Origin of the sequence: Mesorhizobium sp. M1E.F.Ca.ET.063.01.1.1 (assembly GCF_003998155.1) — a bacterium.
GTDB lineage: Bacteria > Pseudomonadota > Alphaproteobacteria > Rhizobiales > Rhizobiaceae > Mesorhizobium.
The window spans coordinates 1-526 of the sequence record NZ_RZSC01001516.1 but is presented as its reverse complement, the minus strand read 5'-3'; the positions used below and the strand labels follow the sequence as shown (position 1 = coordinate 526).

General features: G+C 67.9%; 1 protein-coding gene. It reads right to left on the bottom strand.

The window, feature by feature from the left end; all coding sequences use genetic code 11:
- A partial coding sequence (locus EOA29_RS39545) for a benzoate/H(+) symporter BenE family transporter (RefSeq protein ID WP_189479191.1) occupies positions 1-526 on the bottom strand: 526 nt, incomplete at both ends.

The following is a 526-nucleotide window of genomic DNA, read 5'->3' as shown; positions in this document are numbered from 1 at the left end:
GAGGAAGGCGGCCAGGCCACCGCCGATCAGCACCGCCAGCACCGATAGCGCCGGATTGAACAGACGGATGACGAAGAAGGCCGCGATCAGCGGCAGGATCAGCCAGGGATCGGAAGGGATGGTCTTGAAGGCATTGGTGGCGAAGCCGACGAGGATGCCGGCCAGCATGCCGGAAGCGACGGAGGGTGGAATCCGGGCGATGAATTGGGTCAGCGGCTTGAACAGGCCGGTGGCGATCAAAAGCACCGCGGTGACGATGAAGGCGCCGACCGCCTCGTTCACCGAAAAGCCGCTCGATGCCGCGAGCAGCGCCAAGCCGGGCGTCGACCAGGCGGTGATGACAGGCATTTTCGTGCGCCAGGACAGCCACAGGCACTCGACCGCCATCGCCAGGCAGATCGCCGTCACCCCGCTCGCCGTCTCGACCTGCGTCGCGCCGACCGCCTTGGCGGCGGCGCGACGCAGGTCGAGACGGCGAGCGGGGTGACGGCGATCTGCCTGGCGATGGCGGTCGAGTGCCTGTGGC